Consider the following 16,720-nt stretch of genomic DNA (forward strand, 5'->3'; position numbering starts at 1 on the left):
CCTCCGTATGACCGACGGCCTCACCGTCCGCCCGCTCGCGGGACCCGGGGAACTCGACCTGTTCCTCGGCCTCACCTACACGCTCGACCACGAACTCGCCGACGACCTGGCCGACGGCCGCCGCCGCCCGGAGTGGATGTGGGTGGCCCTCCGCGACGGCCGGCTGCTCGGCCGCGTCGCCTGGTGGACCAAGAAGGACGGGGGCGAGCCGCTCGCCCTCGACTTCTTCGACCTCGACCCGGAGCTTCCGGCCGACGAGGCGGCGGAGGTGGGACGGCGGTTGCTGGGCGCGGCCCTGCCCGCCGTCGTCCCGGCCGGCACCGTGCCGCCCGAGTTCAGCCGCTACCTGCCCGCCGACTGGCGCGAGGTCCCCGACACCCGCGACCGCGTGGAGCTGCTGCTCTCGCTGCTCGCGGAGACGGGCGCCCGGCCGCTGGTCGAGCGGCTGCGCCTGGAATGGCTGCCCGGGACGCCGGTCCCGGAGCCCACCGGCCGGCTGGTGTTCCGCCCGGTGCGGGACCGCGAGGACCTCCTCGCCCTGATGACCCCGGTGATGGAGGGCACCCTCGACGCGCACGGGCAGGCCGACCTGGCCGAGGGCCTGTCGCCCCGGGAGGCCGCCGAGCGCCACTACGACGACGAGTTCCCGCACTACACCTCGCCGCGCGACTGGTGGCAGGTGGCCGAACTCCCGGGCACCGGCGAGCCGGTCGGCTTCGTGATCCCCGCGCGCAACAGCTACAACCCGATCATCGCCTACATCGGGGTGCTCCCCGCCCACCGCGGCCACGGCTACATCGACGACATCCTCGCCCACGGCACCCGGATCCTCGCCGAGGCGGACGTGCCGCGCGTGCGCGCCGCCACCGACCTGGGGAACGTGCCCATGGCGGCGGCCTTCGCCCGCGCCGGGTACGTGAACTTCCAGCGTCAGATCGACTACGTGTGGGACGCGCCGGGCGCGTCGCGGTCCTGACTGCCAGGATGGGAGCGACGTAACGACCGCACCCCGACGACCGCACCGACGTCTGCGAGGAGAACCGCCGTGCTCTTCGAGGTCTGGGCACCGCACGCCCGCGACCGGGTGACCCTGGAGCTGAACGGCACCGGGCACCCCCTCGACCGGGACCCGCTGCGAGAGGGCTGGTGGACCGGGACCGTACCGGCCGCCGACGGCGACCGGTACGGCTTCCGCCTCGACGACGGCCCCGTCCGCCCCGACCCGCGCGGCCGCCGGCTGCCGGACGGGCCGGACGGGCTCAGCGCCGTCGTCGACCACGCCGCCCACCCCTGGCGCCACGAGCCGCCCCGGCTGCGGCTGCGCGGCGCGGTCCTCTACGAGCTGCACGTCGGCACCTTCACCCCGGAGGGCACCCTCGACGCCGCCACGGCCCGGCTCGGGGAGCTCGCCGGGCTCGGCATCACCCATGTGGAGCTGATGCCGCTCTGCCCGTTCCCCGGCGTCCGCGGCTGGGGGTACGACGGGGTGGCGCCGTGGGCGGTGCACGAGCCGTACGGCGGGCCCGAGGCGCTGAAGCGGTTCACCGACGCCGCGCACGGCCTGGGCATGGGCGTGGTCCTCGACGTGGTCCACAACCACCTGGGCCCCTCCGGCAACCATCTCCCCGCCTTCGGGCCGTACTTCACCGACAGCCACCACACCCCGTGGGGCGCGGCGGTGAACCTGGACGCGCCCGGCTCGGACGAGGTGCGGGCGTACTTCCTCGGCAGCGCGCTCGCCTGGCTGCGGGACTACCGGATCGACGGACTGCGGCTCGACGCGGTGCACGCCCTCGCCGACGACCGGGCCCTCACCTTCCTCGAAGAACTCTCCGCCGCCGTCGACGAGCTGGCCAGGGAGCAGGGCCGCCAGCACTTCCTGATCGCCGAGTCCGACCTCGCCGACCCGCGCTCCACCACCCCCCGCTCCCTCGGCGGCCTCGGCCTGCACGCCCAGTGGAACGACGACTTCCACCACGCCCTGCACACCGCGCTGACCGGCGAGTCCCAGGGCTACTACGCCGACTTCGCGCGCGCCCCGATGGCCGCGCTCGCCAAGACCCTCACCCGGGTCTTCTTCCACGACGGCACCTGGTCGTCCTTCCGGGGCCGCCACCACGGCCGCCCGGTGGACCGCGAGCGCACCCCCGCCCACCGCTTCCTGGGCTACGCCCAGACCCACGACCAGATCGGCAACCGGGCGCTGGGCGACCGCCTCTCCGCCTCCCTCTCCCCCGGTCTGCTGGCCTGCGCGGCGACGCTGGTGCTCACCGGCCCGTCGGTGCCGATGCTGTTCATGGGCGAGGAGTGGGGCGCCCGCACCCCGTGGCAGTACTTCACCGACCACACCGACCCGGAGCTCGCGGAGGCCGTACGGCGGGGCAGGAGGCGGGAGTTCGCGGAGCACGGCTGGGCGGAGAGTGACGTGCCCGACCCGCAGGACCCGGCGACCCGGGACCGCTCGGTCCTCGACCGCAAGGAGCGCGAGGGCGACCCGCACCGCCGGATCCTCGCCTGGCACCGCGAGCTGATCGCACTGCGCCGCACCCTGCCCGACCTGACCGACCCGGACCTCGGCGGGGTGAAGGTCGCCTTCGACGAGGAGGCCCGCTGGCTGGTCTTCCGGCGCGGGGACGTCCGGGTGGCGGTCAACCTGGGCACGGAGCCGGCCGCGATCCCGCTGGGCTCCAACGGTCGCGACCGCGTCCTCGCCGCCTGGGATCCGGTCGAGCCCCCCGGCCGCGACGGGCTGCTCCGCCTCGGCGGCGAGTCGGCGGTCGTCCTGACCGACGGCTGAGCCCCGGCTGCGCCGCACGGGCCACCGGAGGGGACCCACATGGGCGTGTGGCGGAGTGTTCCGGCGCCGCGCGCCGCGCGGGGCGCCATAGTGCCCCGCATGACACCCCCCACTCCCCCGCGCCGCCGCGTCCGCGTCCGCGCGGCGGCCCTGGGCGCCGCCCTGCTGGCGCTGGCCCTCCCGTCGACCTCCGTCGCCGTGCCGAAGGAGGCCGCGCCCCGGCACGGGTCCGAGGCGTGCGACCGCACCCCCGGACCGCTCACCGGGGACGCCCGGCGCGTCCTGGACATCGCGCGCAAGGCCAGGAAGGACCTCAAGCTCAACGCCGTGCTGCTGCGGGTCACCGTGGACGGGCGGGAGCTCGTCACCGGGGCGCTCGGCGAGTCCATGACGGGCGTGCCGGCCGAGCCGGACATGCACTTCCGCGCCGGTTCCGTCGCCTTCGCCCACATCGGGACGGCCCTGCTGCGCCTGGTCGAGCAGCGCCGGGTGGGGCTCGACGACACGGTGGAGCGCTGGCTGCCGGAGGTCCCCCGGGCCCGCGAGATCACCCTGCGGATGCTGGCGAACAACACCTCGGGCCTGCACGACTACGTCACCGACCCGGCGTTCGGCGCCGAGCTGACCGCGCACCCCTTCAAGCACTGGACGCCCGCCGAGCTCCTGGCCTTCCCGTTCTCCCACGACTTCTGGTACGACCCGGGCACCAACTGGAGCTACTCGCACGCCAACTACCTGCTGCTGATCCGGGCCCTGGAGCGGATCACCGGCACCCGCATCGACCGGCTCGTCCACGAGCTGGTGACCGGCCCGCTGGGCCTGCGGGAGACCCGCAACTCCTTCACGCCCGAGATCCCGGCCCCGGTGCTGCACGCCTTCACCTCCGACCGGGGCCTCTACGAGGAGTCCACCTACTGGAACCCCTCCTGGACCACCGGCCCCGGCGCCGTCATCACCAGCACCGTCTGCGACATGGCCCGCTCCGCGCAGGGCATCGGCAGCGGCGAGCTGATCAGCCCGCGCTCGTACCGCGTCCTGCTGAACCCCGGCACGGTCGGCCTCGGCACCCCGACGGCGACGTGCCCGGCCACGATCTGCCTGAAGCAGACCGAGGAGTGGCACTTCGGGCTCGGGGTGATCGTCGCCGGCGGCTGGCTGCTCCAGAACCCGTCCTTCTCCGGTTACGCGGCGATCCAGGCGTACCTGCCCGAGAAGCGGCTCGCGATCGCGGTCTCGGCGACGAAGACGGCGACGACCGCCGACGGGAACATGGCGCAGTCGGTCGCCGAGCGGATCGCGGCCGCGCTGGCGCCGGAGGACCCGCTGGACCCGTGACGCGCCCCGGGCCGGCCGCCGCTACTCGACGATCGCCATCGCGTGCGGGGTGGCGTTGAAGCGGTGGCCGGTGCCGTCCTCGGTCAGGGTCACGATGTCCTCGATGCGGACGCCGAAGCGGCCCGGGAGGTAGACGCCCGGCTCGATGGAGAAGCACATGCCCGGGACGACCGGGCGCTCCTCGCCCTCGATCATGTAGGGCGGCTCGTGGGTGGTGACGCCGATGCCGTGGCCGGTGCGGTGGATGAAGTACTCGCCGTACCCGGCGTCCGTGATCACCTTCCGCGCCGCCCGGTCCACGTCCTGGCAGGCGATGCCGGCCCGCACCGCCTCGAAGCCGGCCTGCTGGGCCTCGCGGACCAGGTCGTGGACCCGGCGCTCCTCGTCGGTCGGCTCGCCGACGTGCACGGTCCGGGTGGTGTCGGAGCCGTAGCCGTGCTTGAGCCCGCCGAAGTCGAGGACGACCATGTCACCGCGCTCGATGACCCGCTCGCCGGCCTCGTGGTGCGGGTTGGCCCCGTTGGGGCCCGAGCCGACGACGGTGAAGTCCACCTGCGAGTGGCCGAACTCCATGAGCAGCCGGGCGAGGTCGGCGGCGACCTCGGTCTCCCGGCGGCCCGCGAACCGCACCTTCAGGATCTCCTCGTACGCCCGGTCGGCGGCGGCCCCGGCGGCGGCGATCCTGGCCAGTTCGTGCGCGTCCTTCACGGCCCGCAGCATCGGCAGCGCCTCGGTGAGGGAGACGTACGAGGTGGCGGGCACGGCCCCCTGGAGTCCGAGCAGGTGCATGGCCCAGGCGTTGTCGCTGATGCCGAAGCGGCCTCCCCCGTCCAGGAGCGGCGCGGTGACGGCGTACGGGTCCTTGCCGTCGGTCCAGTCGCGGAGGGTCAGCGCGGGCGCGCCGACGGCCTTCTCCGCGTCGGGCGCCTCCAGGGTGGGGACGACGAGGACGGGCTCCCGGCCGGGGGCGAGGACGAGGACGGTGAGCCGCTCGGTGATCGCGGTCGGCTGGTAGCCGGTGAGGTAGACCAGGTCGGGGCCGGGGGCGACGAGCACCCCGGCGAGCCCGGCGTCGGCGGCGGAGGCCGCCGCCCGGTCCATCCGGGCCCGGTAGTCGTCGGCGGTGAAGGGCGCGGGGGCGTCGCCGGCCTCGGGCGCTCCGGCGGGGGTGCTCGGCATGGGGTCTCTCCTTCGCGGCGGCCGGGTTCGTCCCCCAGCATCCTGCCCGGCGACGCGCGGCGCCGCGACCGCGCCGGGGAGCCGCGTGCGGGCCCGTCAGCGCGGCCCCGGCCCCTGGGCGATCAGGCGTTCGAGCAGGTCCTGGAAGTCGTCGCCGACGACGATCCGCAGCTCGCCGCCCTCCTCGTCGTGCTCGCTGAGCTGGGTGAGGGTGCCGCCCCGCCACCAGAAGACGTACGGGCTGATGGCGCCCGGGGTGTCCTCGTACTCGGAGGCGGCGAAGGAGGCCATCGCGCCGAGCGCCGGGATGATCGTGGTGTCCCGGATGGGGTGGAAGGCGATCTGGTGCCGGAAGGGCACGGCGACCAGGGCGCCGTGCTCGCCGAGCGGCAGCCCGGTGACCCGCCGGGCGAGGGCGTCGAGGTCGAGGACGCGGCTGGCGGTGTAGAAGGAGTCGCCGATGACGACCTCGAAGGTCATGCCGTCGGCGTCCCGGACGGTCTCGTGCTCCTCGACGGGCAGCCCGCGCAGGTTCTTCAGGGCGCGGTCCCGCAGCTGCGCGGGGTCGCCGAGCCGGTCCAGGGCGTCGTCGGTGAGCATCATGACGCTCTCCGGCAGGTCGAGCGCCAGCACCTCGTACAGGCCGGGGGCGAGCGTCCGGGCGTAGCCGAAGGCGCCGGGGTCGATGCCCTCGCCGTTGACGACCCGGGGGTAGAGCTGGGCCCTGATCTGCTCGGGCGGCAGCGTGTCGAGGGCCGAGGGGCCGTCCAGGGTGCGCACCACGAGCGTGACGTGACGGCGGATCAGGTCCGGCCAGACGCGGGGCCCGCGCCGGTCCCGGTGGCAGACGGCGGCGAGGTTGCCGAGGCCGAAGCGGCGCCGCTTGTCGTCCTGGACGGAGCCCGCGTAGACGGTGACCTCCAGCCCGAGTTCGGCGAACGCCTCGCGGACGGTGGCCCGGAAGAACGCGGCCTCGCGCTCGGAGAAGTAGGCGAACTCCGGATCCCTCGGCGCGTCCTCGCCGTCCCGCTTGGGTCCCCTGCGCAGCCACCCCACGCCAGCCCGCCTTCCGTCGCCGTTGCGTTCAGCCTAGCGAGTGGGGTGGTGCGCGCACCGGCCGCCCGGCGAAGTCGGGCCGAGGGCGCGGTCAGGAGCCGTCGGGGGCGGTGAGCAGGGCGCGGGCGTAGTGGGCGAGGGAGCGGTTGTAGCGGGGCAGCAGCGGGGCGAGGGCGCCGAGGGCGAGCGAGGCGGCCTCCCGGTCGCGGCCGGTGTCGGCGAGCGCGAGGGCGAGGAAGGCGTCGACGGCGGGGGCGAGGGCGCGCTCGTCGTCGTCGAGCCGCGCGTCGGGCAGGTCCCGCTCGGCGGTGAGGAGTTCCACGCTGCGGTCGGGGCGGCCGAGGTTGCGCAGGCTGCTCGCCAGCTGGATGACGGCCCGCCGCCGGCGCAGCCCGGTGAGTCCGAGGTCCAGCGCCCGCCGGTAGTACGTGACGGCCTCGACGGGCAGCCCGGTGGAGTCGTGGGCGGCGCCCAGCTCGAAGAGGGCGGGCGCGTCGTCGTCGCCCCGCTCGGCGGCGAGCTCCGCGATCCGGGCCCGGAAGTCCTCGGGCCCGTACGCGTCGATCGTCTCCCAGAGGGCGGCGACCCGCTCCTCCCACCCGCCGTCCCCTGCGCGCTCGTCGTTCATGGCGCCACCCTACTCAGACGGCCGGGGGCGACGGCGGGCGCGCGCGAGGCCGAAGCTCCCGGGTCGGTCGCCGCCTCGATCGCCGCCCCGGCCGCCGCCTCAGTCGCCGCCTCCGCCGCCGTCCCCGCCGCCGCCACCGTCCCCGCCACCGCCGCCGGAGTCGCCGGCGTCGCCGCCGTCGGAGCCCCAGCCGTCGCCGCCGCCGGATTCGTTGTCGTCGCCGCGCAGACCGATGTTGGTGAACCAGGGGCGGTTCCAGTCGCTGTCCAGGGCGGCGGGCTCGTACCCCTCCCTCGGGCGCCACTGGTTCGGGAAGCGCGCGAGTCCCGTCGTGTCGCCGAGGCCGAACGCGGTGGCGAAGGCGTGCGCCATGACCGCGTCCAGCGGGTCGAGGGTCTCCAGTCCGACCGGGCCGAGCGGCAGCAGCAGCGCCGTCAGGTGGGGGTCGGCCCGGCGGCGCGGGGGCCGTTCGAGCAGGGCGACCCGCTGGTCGTCGCGGAGCAGCCGGGAGCTGGTCGCGCTCTCCCGCCGCAGCACCCAGCGCTGTCCTCCGACGTGCGCCTCCACCGTGCTCTTCGACTTGCGCAGCTTGCGGTGGTCGAGCCGGAGCACGGCGGGGGTGTCGCCGACGGTGAGGGCGAGTCCCCGGGACGGGTCGGGTTCGTCGGCGTGGAAGCCGTACGGCGCCCGGATCCGTACGGCGGGGGCGTGCGGCCCCCAGACGTCCACCCGGACGAGCCGCCGGTCGACGGCGACGGTGACGTCTCCGGCGGGTCCCGGCGCGACCCGCCGGGCCATCCACAGCGGCACGCCCTCGGCGGCGGCGAGCCGCCCCAGCTCCGCGACCCGCTCGGGCCCGCCGTTCAGCCGGACCGCGAGCCGGCCGAGCGCGTCCGCGAACTCGGCTGACCTGCGCACCTTCAGCGGTGTGCTGGTGCCGGAGGCGCGGATGACCGGCACCACTCCGGGACCCTCGTCCAGCCAGGCCACCGGGCGCTCGGAACCGCCGCCGCCGAGCCACTGCCCGCGCAGGTACGCCTCCGCCATCGCGGCCAGGTTCAGCTCGGCCGGCGGTGTGACCCGGCCGCCCCTGCGGATGCCTTCCTCGCTCAGCCCGACCGTCCTGGCCAGCGGGTTCCGCGACCTCTCGGCGTAAAGGATCTCCGTCATCCATCCCCCTGTCGTGTTCAGGACCATGGTGACGGACGGGCGGGGCCGGACGACAGGGGCCCATGTCACCGTCCTGTGTCAGTCCATCGGCACCACGAGGTCGGCCCGGCGGCGGCCCCGCGCGATCAGGCGGGCGTTGGCCTCGTCGGAGCGGGCCACCCACGCCTCGGCCTCGGGCCCGCTCCTGCCGAAGCGGACGTGCCGGGCGACGAGCCGGGGGACGCGGAGGGCGTCGGGCAGGTCGAGGTACCAGACCTCGTCGAGGAGCGGCCGGACGGCCGCCCAGCCGCCCTCTTCGTGGAGGAGGTAGTTGCCCTCGGTGACGACGAGCGGGGTCTCCGGCGCCACGGGGATCGAGCCGGCGACGGGCTCCTCCAGGGCCCGGTCGAAGGCGGGCGCGTAGACGACGGTGCCGGGTTCCGGGGCGCGGAGGCGGGCGAGCAGGGCGGCGTAGCCGGCGGCGTCGAAGGTGTCGGGGGCGCCCTTGCGGCCGGCCCGTCCGAGCCGCTCCAGCTCGGCCCCCGCCAGGTGGAACCCGTCCATCGGGACGAGGACGGCGAGCCCGTCGAGCCGCTCCACGAGCCGCGCCGCGAGCGTCGACTTCCCCGCCCCGGGCGGCCCGGCGAGCCCCAGCACCCGGCGCGTGCCGGTCCCGGCGAGCCCCCGCGCGCGCTCGGCGAGCCCGTCGAGACCGTCGAGCCCCTGTGCTTCCATGCGCCGCATTCTGCCACCGCGCGCCGCCCGCCCCTCAGGGCCCGCCCCTCCCCCGACCCTCATACCGACCCTCGCCGGGGCCGGGCGGGTCGAGGGTCGGGGCGGGGGCCGACGCGGGTCTACGCGGGTGGGGCCGGGACGGTTCGGGCATTACGTTGGGGTGATGCCGTCCATCGCACTCGTCACGCTCGTCGTCCGTGATTACGACGAGGCCCTCGCCTTCTACACCGACGCCCTCGGCTTCGACCTCGTCGAGGACACCGACCGCGGCAACGGCACCCGCTGGGTCGTCGTCCGGCCGCCCGGCGCCGGCGGCGTCGGCGGGATCGGGAACGCGGGCCTGCTGCTCGCCCGCGCCAAGAACGAGGAGGAGCAGGCGGCCGTCGGCAACCAGACCGGCGGCCGGGTCGGCTTCTTCCTCCACACCGACGACTTCGCCCGCGACCACGCGCGGATGACGGAGGCCGGGGTGAAGTTCCTGGAGGAGCCCCGGCACGAGGAGTACGGCTCCGTCGCCGTCTTCGAGGACCTGTACGGCAACCGCTGGGACCTCCTCCAGCCGGCGGACGCGGCTGCCGGCAGCTGACCCGGTCGGCGCCCCGGGCGTCCCGCGTGCGGGCGTCGGGGGCGCCGCTCCGCTCCCGTCGAGCACACGGAGGCGCCCCACCCGCCCCCGCACGGGCGGGGAACAGCCCCACCCGCCCCCGCACCGGCGAGAAACAGCCACACCCTCCGCCCCGGAAAAACCGCTGTCACCCGCCCGCCGCTCCTCCCTACACTCGCGTCACGGCCCGCACCGAGCGGTGTGCCGCCGCGAGTTGTCCGACCGAACCGAGGGGAGCCGACCGTGCGTCACCAGTACGCCGCCGTCGCCGCCTTCCCCCGTATCCGCCGGTTCGACGTGATCCTCGCCTCTCCCGCCTGCCGGTGACGGCTGCGCGCCCGTCATCGCAGGCCCGCTGACGCCTTCCCGCGTCCGGGAATCGCGCTGCCCGTCTTCTCCCACGCAGCAGCGAAAGGCACCACCGTGCGCGTCTCCCCGAACCCCCGCGTCCGCAACCTCGGCATCCTCGCCCACGTCGACGCGGGCAAGACCACCGTCACCGAGCGGATCCTCTTCCTGACCGGCGCCGTCCACAAGCAGGGCGAGGTCCACGACGGCACCACCGTCACCGACTTCGACCCGCAGGAGCGGGAGCGCGGCATCACGATCTCCTCCGCCGCCGTCACCTGCGCCTGGGCCGACCACCGGATCACCCTCATCGACACGCCCGGCCACGTCGACTTCTCCGACGAGGTCGAGCGCGCGCTGCGCGTCCTCGACGGCGCCGTGGCCGTCTTCGACGCCGTCGCGGGCGTCGAGCCGCAGAGCGAGACGGTGTGGCGGCAGGCCGACCGGCACGGCGTCCCCCGGATCGCCTTCGTGAACAAGATGGACCGGGCGGGCGCCGACCTCGACACGGCCGTCGCCTCCCTCCGTACGCGGCTCGGCGTCGTCCCGCTCCCCGTCCAGCTGCCCGTCGGGCGGGAGGACGGCTTCCGGGGCGTCGTGGACCTGGTCCGCATGCGGGCGTACGTGTGGGACGGCGACGGCCGGACCGAGACCGACGTGCCGGCCCGGCTCCGCGAGGAGGCGGTACGCCGCAGGCGCGCCCTGGAGGAGGCGGTGGCGGAGCTGCATCCCGGCTCCCTGGAGGAGTTCTGCGCGACGGACGCGCTCTCCGACGGCACGCTCGCGCGGGCCCTGCGCGAGCTCACCCTGGAGGGCGCCGCCGTGGTCGTGCTGTGCGGTTCGGCGTACCGCGACCGGGGTGTGGAACCGCTCCTCGACGCGATCGTCGCCTACCTGCCCGCCCCCGTCGACCGGCCCCCGGTCGGCGGCGGCGAGCGCCCGGCGGACCCGTACGCGCCGCTCGTCGCGCTGGCGTTCAAGGTCAACGCGGCCTCCACCGGCCGCCTGACCTACGTCCGCGTCTACGCGGGCACGCTCGCGCCCGGGACCGGCGTCCTCGACACGGCCACCGGGCGGACGGAGCGGATCTCCCGCGTCCTGCGGGTGCAGGCGGACCGGACGGTGGACGTGCCGCTCGCGCTCGCCGGGGAGATCGTCGCCGTCGTCGGGCCGAAGACCGTCCGCGCCGGCGCGACCCTGTGCGCCCCGCACACGCCGGTCGTCCTCGAACCGCCGGTGCCCGCCGCCCCGGTGGTCTCGGTCGCCGTCGAGGCGCGCCGGTCCACCGACACGGACCGCCTGTCGACGGCCCTCGCCCGGCTCGCCGAGGAGGACCCGTCGCTGGTGGTGCGGACCGACCCGGAGACGGGCCAGACCCTCCTCTCGGGCCTCGGCGAGCTGCATCTGGAGGTCGCGGTGGAGCGGCTGCGGCGCGACCGGGGCCTGGAGGTCACGGTCGGGCGGCCCCGGGTCGCGTACCGCGAGACGGTGGTGAAGGGCGTGACGGGCCTGCTGTACCGGCACGTCAAACAGGACGGCGGCGCGGGCCAGTTCGCCCACGTCGTCCTCGACGTCGAACCCGTGAAGGGCGGGGCGGGCGGAGAGGGCGGGGACGGCGGGGAGGGCGAGTTCGCGTTCGCGTCCGTCGTCACCGGCGGTCGCGTGCCGCAGGAGTACGTCCGCGCGGTCGAGGCCGGCTGCCGGGACGCGCTCGCCGAGGGCCCCCTCGGCGGGCACCCGGTGACGGGCGTCAAGGTCACCCTGACGGACGGGGCCACCCATCCGAAGGACTCGTCGGAGATGGCGTTCCGCGCGGCCGGCCGCTTCGCGCTGCGCGAAGCGCTCCGGGCGAGCGTCATGACGCTGCTCGAACCGGTCGCCGAGGTGACCGTCACCGTCCCCTCCGAGTCCGTCGGCGCCGTCCTCGGCGACCTCGCGGCCCGCCGGGGCCGGGTCACCGACTCGGCGGTCCGGGGCGGTACGTCGGTGGTGACGGCGACGGTGCCGCTGGCCGGACTCTTCGGCTACGCGACCCGCCTGCGCGGCCGCACCCAGGGCCGGGGCGCCTTCACCACCCGCCCGGCCGGCTACGAGCCGCCGCGCGGCTGAGCCGGGCGTCGGGCCGGGCCGGACCTCACCCCTGGAGGTCCAGCTCGGCCCGCACCGTCTTGCCCACCGGTACGCGGTCGAGCACCGACCAGCGCGAGGCCAGCGCCCCGACGAGCAGCAGCCCCCGCCCGCCCTCGTCCAGCGGCCCCCGCGCGGCGCGGGCGGGACGGCTCTCGCCCCGCGTGTCGGAGACGTCGATCCGCAGATGCAGCCCCGGCGCGTACAGGAGCCCCAGCTCGCAGTCGCGCCCGGGCACCCGCCCGTGCGTCACGGCGTTCGCGGCGAGCTCGGCGACGATCAGTCCGGCGGCGTCGGCCAGTTCGGAGTCGTACGCCACACCCCACTGGTGGAGCTGGTGCAGCGCCAGCCGCCGCGCGAGACGGGCGCCTCGCGGGGTGGAGCTGAAACGCTGCGCGAACATACGTACGGTGACGGGCCTGTGACGGGTCGGCAGGGAGGTCATGGGGCCAATGTGGCGCCGACCAGGGGGTGTTACCAGCTCAGAAACTCGTACGCTGCGCAGCGTACGGGTTCACGCTCTGGACGGTACCGGTGACTATCCGTGAACCTGGAGGCGTTCAGCGCGAGCACACGGGTGCGGAGGTGGCGGGGTGACGGACGAGGTTCCCAAGGGGAGCGAACCGGAGACGTCGGAGAGCCTGAAGGCTTTCGGGGAAGTGGTCAAGGTCTTCCGCAAACGGGCGGGCCTGACGCAGGAACAGTTCGCCCCGCTGGTGGGCTACTCGCTCCCGATGGTCGCCTCCATCGAACAGGGGCGACGCCTGCCGTCGAAGGGGTTCGTGGAGAAGGCGGAGGAGGTACTGGACGCGTTCGGGGTGATCAGGGCGGCGGCGAAGCACCTGACGCGGAAGGCGGGGCTGGCGAAGTGGTTCGAGGAATGGGCGGAGCTTGAGCCGCAGGCGGTGACGTTGTACACGTTCGAGAACCGGCTGGTGCCGGGGTTGTTCCAGACCCCGGCGTACGCACGGACCCTGTTCGAGAAGCAGATTCCAGCAATGGGAGACGACAAGATCGAGTCGAATCTGGTCGCCCGCATGGAACGGGCCGGCATCCTCTCTGAGCGCCCCGAGACGATCTTCAGCTTCATCGTTGAGGAGCACGTACTGCGTCGACAGATGGGCGGCCCAGAAGTAATGCGCGAGCAGATCGACCACATCCTTCGACTCTGCGAAAGCCGCAACATCGACATCCAGGTCATGCCGCAGTCGCGCGGGCATCACTCGGGCCTCGACGGCCCCTTGTGTCTCCTGGAGACACGGGAGAACACGTGGTACGCGTACTGCGAGGGCCAGGAGACTGGCCAGCTCATCTCCGACTCCAAAGTGGTCAGCATCCTCCAGCAGCGGTATGCCAGGATGCGAGCACAGGCTCTGTCCGTAGAGGCGACCGTGGGCCTGTTGCGGGAGATCCGAGGAGCACTATGAGCACCACTGAACTGGCCTGGTTCAAGTCCAGCTACAGCACCGGCGACGGCGGCAACTGCGTGGAAGTCGCCCTCTCCTGGCGCAAGTCCAGCTACAGCGGCGGCAGTGGCGACAACTGCGTCGAGGTCGCCACCTGCCCCTCCACCGTCCACGTCCGCGACTCCAAGGTCCCGGAGGGCCCGCACTTCACCGTGGCCCCCGCCGCCTGGACGGAGTTCGTCGCCCAGCTGGCCTGAACGACGATCGCGACGCCCGGTGCCGAAGCCCCCGGCACCGGGCGTCGGCGTGTGCCAGGATGCGTGTCATGCACACCGATCCCGCCGCGTACCTCTCCGGTCTCTTCTCCCTCTCCGGCCGCACCGCCCTCGTCACGGGCGGGAGTTCCGGCATCGGCAAGGCGATCGCGGGCGCGCTCGCCCGTGCCGGCGCGAGCGTGGTCGTGCTGGCACGGAAGGAGGCGGAGCTGGTCGCGACCGTGGACGAGCTGACGGCCGACGGTTGCCGCGCGGGCTGGGTGAGCGCCGACCTGAGCAGCCGGGTGGGCATCAAGGCGGGCGCGGAGGCGGCGGCGGAGGTGTTCGGCGAGCCGGACATCGTGGTCAACTCCGCCGGGATCAACCTGCGTCCGCCCTTCGGGGACCTGGGCGAGGACGTCTGGGACACGACGATGACGGTGAACCTGGAGGCGCCGTTCCTGCTCGGGCGGCGGTTCGGGCCGGGGATGGCCGAGCGTGGCTTCGGGCGGTTCATCCACGTCACCTCCCAGCAGGCGCACCGGGCGTTCGTGCAGAGCGGGGCGTACGGGGTGTCCAAGGGCGGCCTGGAGTCGCTGGCCCGGTCGCAGGCCGAGGCGTGGTCCTCGTACGGCGTCACCGCCAACACCCTGGTCCCGGGCTTCGTGATGACCCCGCTGAACCAGCGGCTCTCCTCCGACCCGGAGAAGGTCGCCGCGCTCGCCGAGCGGACGATGGTCGGCCGCAACGGGCTCGCCGAGGACTTCGCCGGTGCCGCCGTCTTTCTGGCGAGCACCGCGTCCGCGTACGTCACGGGGCACTCCCTCTTCGTGGACGGCGGCTTCTCCGTCCACTAGGTGCCGTCGACGCCCCAGCGCCAGACGAGCTCCCCGCCCTCGGGGACGGCGGCCCAGCGGGCGGCGGCCGCGTCGAGGCGCGGTCCGGTCCGGGCCAGAGCCGCCTCGTCCAGGAGCGCCCGGCCGACGCCCCGGCCCTCCGTGGGGAGGCCGCGCCACACGCGGTAGGCCCAGTTCACGGAGAGCTCGGCGGCGAGCACGGCGTCGCCGCCCCGGCGCAGCACTTTCATCCCCGAGCGGCGGTGGCGGCCCGGGGTGACCATGTCGAAGCCCTCGAAGGTGGCGCCGCGCGCGGTCGCGCCCCAGAAGCCGTCGTCGATGCCGAGGGCGGTCTCCACGACGGCGTGGACGAGGTCGTGCGGCATCGTCGGGCCGACGGGCTGGGCGGGCAGTCGGATGTCGGGGCCCTTGCGGGCCCGGACCAGGATCTCGTGCTGGTTGTCCGGCAGTTTCCGGAAGGTCATCTCCATCACGGGCGACAGTAGGCCCGTACGAAGGCCGCCGCCCACCGATTTCCGGGGGCCGGGCGCGAGGGTGGTGAAACATTTCCGGTGGCCCGGCGCATCGGAGGTACGAGAGCGCGCGCGTCGCCTCTCCCGCTCTTCCACTCCGATCCGAGGACGCCCTTCATGCTTCTCACCCTCCCCCGGGCCACGACGGCCCTCGCCCTGGGCTTAACGGCGGTCGTCGCCCTGGCCGCCGCACCCGCCTCCGCCGAGAGCCGCGACTGGCGGAACATCAGCCCGTCCGGCACCGAGGGCAGCATCCTGTTCGACGTCGAGACGGCGGGCGGCGCCACCTGGGCCGTCGGACTGCACAACGACGAGACCACCCAGCCCTTCGCGCGGGTCGCGATGCGCTGGACGGGCACGGGCTGGCAGGCGCCGCCGCAGCCCGCCGAGAACGGCCGCCTCGACGACCTCGCCGTCGGCGCCCCCGACCAGGTGTGGGCCGTCGGCTCCGCCCACGACGTCGTGAGCGACACCGACTGGGGGCCGCAGCGCGCGCTGCTCCAGCACTGGAACGGCACGGCGTGGCGCGAGGTCTCCCTGCCCCTCCCGGAGGGGGCGGTCCACTCGTCGCTCTCCGCCGTCGACGTGGACGCGCGCGGCTCGGTCTGGGCGCACGGCGCCTACCAGGACCCGGCCGGCGAGTGGAAGCCGGTCCTGTTCCGCGGGAAGGCGGACGGCAGCGGCGGCTGGACCCGGCTGCCGGCGGACACCGGGCTGAACTGGGTCTCCCAGCTGGAGGCCGGCCCCGGCGGCACGGTCCTCGCGATCGGCGACGGCGTCTCCCGCTTCGACGGCACCGCGTGGACCAGGCAGACCCTGCCGCCCGCGCTCGACGGAGCCATGTACGACGGCATCGAGATCAGGACGTCGAAGGACATCTGGGCCGTCGGCCACATCCGGGACGAGAACCTGTGGCGGCGCCCCGTGATCGTGCGCTACGACGGGCGTACCTGGCGCACGGTCCGCACCCCGGCCGAGACCGGCCAGCTCTTCGACATCGCCTTCGACGGCGCCGGGCGCCCCGTGATCGTGGGCGAGACCCAGAACCCGGCCGTCAACCCGAGCGGGAGCTACGTCCTGACGTACGACCCGCGGGGCATCCTCACCCGCACCGAGGAGCCGCCCGGCGCCGGGTACCTGTACGGCGCCGCGACCGACGCGGCCGGCCGGGTCTGGACCGTGGGCGGCGCGGAGGGCGCGGTGGACGGCATCTCGCCGTCGGCGTACACCGGCATCCGCCGCTGACGTACGACGGTGCCGGCCGCGGCCGCCCTCGGGGGCCCCGGCCGGCACCGTCGCTCCGTGGCGCGCGCCGCCGCGGTCAGCCCTCCTCCGGCTCCAGCCGGAGCGAGATCGAGTTGATGCAGTAGCGCTGGTCCGTGGGGGTCGGGTAGCCCTCGCCCTCGAAGACGTGGCCCAGGTGCGAGCCGCAGCGGGCACAGCGGACCTCGGTGCGGATCATGCCGTGGGAGGTGTCCGCGACCAGCTCGACGGCCTCGCTCTCCTTCGGGTCGTAGAAGGAGGGCCAGCCGCAGTGCGACTCGAACTTCTCGTTCGACGTGAAGAGCTCGGCCCCGCAGGCGCGGCAGGAGTACACGCCCTGCGTCTTGGTGTCCGTGTACTCACCGCGGAAGGCGGGCTCCGTGCCGGCCAGCCGGAGCACTTGGTACTCCGACGGGGTCAGCTGCGCCTGCCACTCCGCGTCCGACTTCTCGACCTCGTACGCCATCGTC

Annotated in this window: 17 protein-coding genes; 9 read left to right on the forward strand and 8 right to left on the reverse strand. The window is 74.6% G+C overall.

The window, feature by feature from the left end:
* Positions 1-7: 7 nt before the first annotated feature.
* The 3 genes from ACIGHB_RS11445 (at position 8) to ACIGHB_RS11455 (ending at position 4,132) form a co-directional block, all read left to right on the forward strand.
* The gene (locus ACIGHB_RS11445; protein WP_399911767.1) at positions 8-976 is read left to right on the forward strand and encodes a GNAT family N-acetyltransferase; all 969 of its coding nucleotides are present in this window, start codon (positions 8-10) and stop codon (positions 974-976) included.
* 69 nt (positions 977-1,045) lie between these two features.
* Positions 1,046-2,797 carry a malto-oligosyltrehalose trehalohydrolase gene (treZ, locus tag ACIGHB_RS11450; RefSeq protein ID WP_399911771.1) on the forward strand — a complete coding sequence of 584 codons (1,752 nt, stop codon included), beginning with the start codon at positions 1,046-1,048 and terminating at the stop codon, positions 2,795-2,797.
* A 99-nt stretch (positions 2,798-2,896) separates the two neighbouring features.
* The gene (locus ACIGHB_RS11455; RefSeq protein WP_360309267.1) at positions 2,897-4,132 is read left to right on the forward strand and encodes a serine hydrolase domain-containing protein; all 1,236 of its coding nucleotides are present in this window, start codon (positions 2,897-2,899) and stop codon (positions 4,130-4,132) included.
* Between the two features lie 21 nt (positions 4,133-4,153).
* Here the strand turns inward: ACIGHB_RS11455 and ACIGHB_RS11460 are convergent, their stop codons facing one another.
* The 5 genes from ACIGHB_RS11460 to ACIGHB_RS11480 all read right to left on the reverse strand — a co-directional run bounded on the left by ACIGHB_RS11460 (position 4,154) and on the right by ACIGHB_RS11480 (position 8,888).
* A complete protein-coding gene (locus ACIGHB_RS11460; protein ID WP_360309269.1) occupies positions 4,154-5,311 on the reverse strand; it encodes an aminopeptidase P family protein in 1,158 nt (385 codons plus the stop codon).
* A gap of 96 nt (positions 5,312-5,407) precedes the next feature.
* Positions 5,408-6,367 (reverse strand): hypothetical protein, encoded by a 960-nt coding sequence (locus ACIGHB_RS11465; protein ID WP_399911776.1) that lies wholly within the window; start codon positions 6,365-6,367, stop codon positions 5,408-5,410.
* A gap of 91 nt (positions 6,368-6,458) precedes the next feature.
* Positions 6,459-6,995: a tetratricopeptide repeat protein gene (locus tag ACIGHB_RS11470; RefSeq protein WP_360309273.1), complete on the reverse strand. Its 537-nt coding sequence runs from the start codon at positions 6,993-6,995 to the stop codon at positions 6,459-6,461.
* Positions 6,996-7,094: 99 nt separating this feature from the next.
* Positions 7,095-8,165, reverse strand: a complete 1,071-nt coding sequence (locus ACIGHB_RS11475) for a hypothetical protein (protein WP_399911779.1) — start codon at positions 8,163-8,165, stop codon at positions 7,095-7,097.
* Between the two features lie 78 nt (positions 8,166-8,243).
* On the reverse strand, positions 8,244-8,888 hold the full coding sequence (locus ACIGHB_RS11480; protein ID WP_399911782.1) for a nucleoside/nucleotide kinase family protein: 645 nt from the start codon (positions 8,886-8,888) through the stop codon (positions 8,244-8,246).
* 154 nt (positions 8,889-9,042) lie between these two features.
* Here ACIGHB_RS11480 and ACIGHB_RS11485 point away from each other — a divergent pair, with 154 nt between their 5' ends.
* Both ACIGHB_RS11485 and fusA read left to right on the forward strand, forming a co-directional pair.
* On the forward strand, positions 9,043-9,465 hold the full coding sequence (locus tag ACIGHB_RS11485; RefSeq protein WP_360309278.1) for a VOC family protein: 423 nt from the start codon (positions 9,043-9,045) through the stop codon (positions 9,463-9,465).
* Between the two features lie 441 nt (positions 9,466-9,906).
* Entirely contained in the window at positions 9,907-11,940 is a 2,034-nt protein-coding gene (fusA, locus tag ACIGHB_RS11490; protein ID WP_399911785.1) for an elongation factor G, read from the forward strand.
* A gap of 25 nt (positions 11,941-11,965) precedes the next feature.
* On the opposite strand, the gene ACIGHB_RS11495 is transcribed toward fusA, so the two are convergent.
* The gene (locus ACIGHB_RS11495) at positions 11,966-12,403 is read right to left on the reverse strand and encodes an ATP-binding protein (RefSeq protein ID WP_399911788.1); all 438 of its coding nucleotides are present in this window, start codon (positions 12,401-12,403) and stop codon (positions 11,966-11,968) included.
* Positions 12,404-12,551: 148 nt separating this feature from the next.
* Here ACIGHB_RS11495 and ACIGHB_RS11500 point away from each other — a divergent pair, with 148 nt between their 5' ends.
* The 3 genes from ACIGHB_RS11500 (at position 12,552) to ACIGHB_RS11510 (ending at position 14,475) form a co-directional block, all read left to right on the forward strand.
* On the forward strand, positions 12,552-13,385 hold the full coding sequence (locus ACIGHB_RS11500) for a Scr1 family TA system antitoxin-like transcriptional regulator (protein WP_399911791.1): 834 nt from the start codon (positions 12,552-12,554) through the stop codon (positions 13,383-13,385).
* The gene (locus tag ACIGHB_RS11505) at positions 13,382-13,621 is read left to right on the forward strand and encodes a DUF397 domain-containing protein (RefSeq protein ID WP_399911794.1); all 240 of its coding nucleotides are present in this window, start codon (positions 13,382-13,384) and stop codon (positions 13,619-13,621) included. The genes ACIGHB_RS11500 and ACIGHB_RS11505 overlap by 4 nt, the downstream gene beginning before the upstream one ends.
* Before the next feature lie 68 nt (positions 13,622-13,689).
* Positions 13,690-14,475, forward strand: coding sequence for an SDR family NAD(P)-dependent oxidoreductase (locus ACIGHB_RS11510; protein ID WP_399911796.1), 786 nt, complete (start codon positions 13,690-13,692; stop codon positions 14,473-14,475).
* Here the strand turns inward: ACIGHB_RS11510 and ACIGHB_RS11515 are convergent.
* Positions 14,472-14,945 carry a hypothetical protein gene (locus tag ACIGHB_RS11515; protein WP_360309290.1) on the reverse strand — a complete coding sequence of 158 codons (474 nt, stop codon included), beginning with the start codon at positions 14,943-14,945 and terminating at the stop codon, positions 14,472-14,474. The two genes, ACIGHB_RS11510 and ACIGHB_RS11515, sit on opposite strands and share 4 nt — an antisense overlap.
* A gap of 159 nt (positions 14,946-15,104) precedes the next feature.
* Between ACIGHB_RS11515 and ACIGHB_RS11520 the strand changes: the two genes are divergently transcribed.
* Positions 15,105-16,232, forward strand: a complete 1,128-nt coding sequence (locus ACIGHB_RS11520; protein ID WP_399911800.1) for a hypothetical protein — start codon at positions 15,105-15,107, stop codon at positions 16,230-16,232.
* 76 nt (positions 16,233-16,308) lie between these two features.
* Here ACIGHB_RS11520 and msrB read toward each other — a convergent pair whose 3' ends face one another.
* Positions 16,309-16,716 carry a peptide-methionine (R)-S-oxide reductase MsrB gene (gene msrB / locus ACIGHB_RS11525; RefSeq protein WP_360309294.1) on the reverse strand — a complete coding sequence of 136 codons (408 nt, stop codon included), beginning with the start codon at positions 16,714-16,716 and terminating at the stop codon, positions 16,309-16,311.
* Between the last annotated feature and the right edge of the window lie 4 nt (positions 16,717-16,720).

The organism is Streptomyces sp. NPDC085460, assembly GCF_044541975.1.
Lineage (GTDB): Bacteria > Actinomycetota > Actinomycetes > Streptomycetales > Streptomycetaceae > Streptomyces.